The 2,850-nt window shown below is 68.9% G+C and carries 3 protein-coding genes; all 3 read right to left on the reverse strand.

What is annotated here, in order from left to right; translation table 11 throughout:
* A partial coding sequence (locus BGO22_RS13820) for an ABC transporter ATP-binding protein (protein WP_286851334.1) occupies window positions 1-496 on the reverse strand: 496 nt, incomplete at its 3' end.
* 29 nt (window positions 497-525) lie between these two features.
* Window positions 526-1,392 carry a nitrate ABC transporter permease gene (gene ntrB / locus BGO22_RS13825; RefSeq protein WP_070397628.1) on the reverse strand — a complete coding sequence of 289 codons (867 nt, stop codon included), beginning with the start codon at window positions 1,390-1,392 and terminating at the stop codon, window positions 526-528.
* A gap of 34 nt (window positions 1,393-1,426) precedes the next feature.
* A complete protein-coding gene (locus tag BGO22_RS13830; RefSeq protein ID WP_070397629.1) occupies window positions 1,427-2,719 on the reverse strand; it encodes a CmpA/NrtA family ABC transporter substrate-binding protein in 1,293 nt (430 codons plus the stop codon).
* Window positions 2,720-2,850 lie beyond the last annotated feature (131 nt).

Raw genomic sequence — 2,850 nt, forward strand, 5'->3', positions numbered from 1 at the left:
CGTCGAGCAGCAGCACCTTGGGCTGCATGGCCAGGGCGCGCGCGATGCCCACGCGCTGCTTCATGCCGCCCGATATCTCGGCCGGCAGGCGGTGCAGGGCGTGGCCCATGCTCACCATCTCCAGGTTGTGCAGCACCCAGTCCCGGCGCTCGGCCGCGCTCTTGCTGCCGCGAAAGGTCTTGTCCACCGCCAGCGCCACGTTCTGCTGCACCGTGAGCCAGGGCAGCAGCGAATGGTTCTGGAACACCAGCGCGCGGTCGGGGCCGGGCTCGTTCACCTCGCGGCCGTCGACGATGACGCCGCCCGCGCTGGCCTTGAGCAGGCCGGCCACGATGTTGAGCACGGTGGATTTGCCGCAGCCCGAGTGGCCGATGAGGGAGATGAACTCGCCGCGCCGCACGTCCAGGTGGATGTGGCGCAGCACGGGGTTGGCGGTGCGGCCCTTGGTGAAGGTCATGTCCACGCCGCTGATGCTGAGGTAGGCGTTGTCGTTCATGGGGAGGCTCCTGTGGGGGACGGGCGGGTTCAGCCGGCGCTGGTGCCGCGCGTGACGAGCTTGCCGAGGAAGGCGACGCAACGGTCGAGCAGGAAGCCGACGATGCCGACGCAGAAGAGCGCGAGGATGATGTCGCTGATGCGCGAGCTGTTCCACGCGTCCCAGATGAAGAAGCCGATGCCGACGCCGCCGATCAGCATCTCGGCCGCGACGATGGCCAGCCACGACAGGCCCACGCCGATGCGCAGCCCCGAGAAGATGAAAGGCGCGGCGGCCGGCAGCATGATCTGGCCGAAGTACTCGAGGCCGTTGAGCCGGATCACGCGCGCGACGTTGCGGTAGTCGTCGGGGATGTTGCGGATGCCGATGGAGGTGTTGATGATGATCGGCCAGACCGAGGTGATGAAGATCACGAAGATGGCCGAGGGCTGGCCGTCCTGGAAGCCGGCCAGCGAGATCGGCAGCCAGGCCAGCGGCGGCACGGTGCGCAGCACCTGGAACAGCGGGTCCAGGCCGCGCAGGGCCCAGGTGGATTGGCCCACCAGCACGCCCAGGCCCACGCCCGCCAGCACCGCCAGCGAGTAGCCGTACGCCACCCGCTTGAGGCTGGCCAGCAGCTGCCAGGCGATGCCGACGTCGTTGCCGCCGTTGTCGTAGAAGGGGCTGGCGATCAGCTCCCAGGTCTCCTGCACCACCTTGCTCGGCGGCGGCAGCGCCGCGCCGGGGCGCGAGCCCAGCAGTTCCCAGATGAGCAGCAGCAGGCCGGTGATCACCAGCGGCGGCAGCACGTGGGTCATGAAGCCGCGCGCGGCGCGCCGCAGCCCATCGGGCAGCGGGGTCGGGGGCGCGGCGGGCGTGGCCAGCCGGATCGGCTCGACGGTGTCGGTGGTGTTCATCGCGGGGCTCCAGGTGTCGGCAGGGGACGCGGGCTCAGGCGGCCTTGAGGGTTTTGATCGACAGGCTGTCGAGGTACTTCTTCGGGTTGGCGGGGTCGAAGACCTTGCCGTCGAAGAAGGTCTCGACGCCGCGCGAGGTGGACGTGGGGATGTCCTTGGCGGCCACACCCAGCGCCTTGGCGGCCTGGCGCCAGAGGTCCTCGCGGTTGACCTTGGCGATCAGGGCCTTGGTGTCCAGCGTGGTGGGCAGGTAGCCCCAGCGCATGTTCTCGGTGAGGAACCACAGGTCGTGGCTCTGGAAAGGGTAGCTGGCCTGGTCCTTCCAGAAGCGCATCTGGAACCGGCTGTTGGCCTCCACGCGGCCGGTGCCGTAGTCGAAGTCGCCCTTGACGCGGTCGATCACGTCGGCCACGGGCGCGTTGATCCAGCGCCGGCGCGAGCAGATCTCGGCCACCTCGGCGCGGTTGGCCGGTTCCTCGCACCACATCTGCGCCTCCATCACGGCCTTGAGCAGGGCCTGGGTGGCGTTGGGGTGGGCCTGCACCCAGTCGGCCCGCATGGCGAATGCCTTCTCCGGGTGGTTCATCCACAGCTCGCTGGTGGTGAGCGCCGTGTAGCCGATCTTCTGGTTGATGAGCTGGCGGTTCCAGGGCTCGCAGACGCAGAAGGTGTCCATGCTGCCCACCTTCATGTTGGCCACCATCTGCGCCGGTGGCACCACGATGGTGGTGATGTCCTTGTTCGGGTCCACGCCGCCGGCGGCCAACCAGTAGCGGATCCACAGGTCGTGCGTGCCGCCGGGGAAGGTCATGGCCGCGTTGACCGCCTTGCCCGAGCCGCGCTTGGCCGCCAAGGCCTTGCCGAAGGCCTTGGCGTCCGTGCCCACCTTGAGGTCGGCGTACTCCGCCCCCACCGAGATGCCCTGGCCGCCCAGGTTCAGGCGCGCCAGGATGTTCATCGGCACCGGCACGTTGTTGGCGGTGACCGCGCCTGTGGTGATGAGGTAGGGCATGGGCGTGAGGATGTGCGCGCCGTCGATGCCGCCCTTGGGCGATCCGAGCACCAGGTTGTCGCGCGTGGTGCCCCAGGACGATTGCTTGAGCACCTCGACCTCGGTCATGCCGTGCTTCTTGAAGAAGCCCTTCTCGTCGGCCACGAACAGGGGCGCGGCGTCGGTCAGCGCGATGAAGCCGAGCTTGGCGGCCTTGGTTTCCAGCGCGGTGGCGGCCTGCGCGCGGGGGCTCAGCAGGCCGCCGGCGAAAGCGGCGGAGCCGAGGGCGCCGGCCTGTTGGATGAGGCGACGGCGGGACAGCGGGATCGATGGCATGGTCGTGGACTCCTGTGGGGCGAATGGCGAACCGGAAACCCAAAGCACAACGGCGCCCATTTCCAGGCCCGCGAAACGCGGGAAGGAAATGGACGCCGTTGTCCGTGTCTGGGAAGACTGTCCAGACCGCG

It is taken from the genome of Hydrogenophaga sp. 70-12, from assembly GCF_001897365.1.
GTDB lineage: Bacteria > Pseudomonadota > Gammaproteobacteria > Burkholderiales > Burkholderiaceae_C > Hydrogenophaga > Hydrogenophaga borbori.

Bases quoted from the DNA above. Each gene is read 5' to 3' on its own strand.
- ntrB (WP_070397628.1), bottom strand. From the start codon at position 1,392: ATGAACACCACCGACACCGTCGAGCCGATCCGGCTGGCCACGCCCGCC.
- BGO22_RS13830 (WP_070397629.1), bottom strand. From the start codon at position 2,719: ATGCCATCGATCCCGCTGTCCCGCCGTCGCCTCATCCAACAGGCCGGC.